Here is a 316-nt window from a genome sequence, read left to right on the forward strand (position 1 = left end):
GCATTGACGAGGTTGCAGCCGAGTTAGGTATCGCCGACCTGTTGGAATCCCGCGTCACACAACTGTCGGGTGGGCAGATGCAACGCGTGGCCTGCGCCGTCGCCATGTGCAACAACACGTCGCTGATCGTGTTCGACGAACCGACCGCGAACTTGTCCGCTGACGTTATCGACCAACTCGCCACACTCATCGCCAGGCTCAAAGCCGATGGACACACCATCATCATTGCTGAACACCGGCTAAGTTTCCTTTCCGGGATTGCTGACCGTGTCTACTGCTTCGACAAAGGCAACATCGCCCTCACCGCAACCGGCGA

The 316-nt window shown here is 58.2% G+C and carries 1 protein-coding gene; it reads left to right on the top strand.

Features of this window, described 5'->3' with window-relative positions:
- Window positions 1-316: ATP-binding cassette domain-containing protein (locus HMPREF3044_RS01465; RefSeq protein ID WP_141759617.1), on the top strand; the 316-nt coding region annotated here is incomplete at both ends.

This window comes from Corynebacterium sp. HMSC073D01, from assembly GCF_001815555.1.
GTDB classification, from domain to species: Bacteria; Actinomycetota; Actinomycetes; order Mycobacteriales; family Mycobacteriaceae; genus Corynebacterium; species Corynebacterium glucuronolyticum.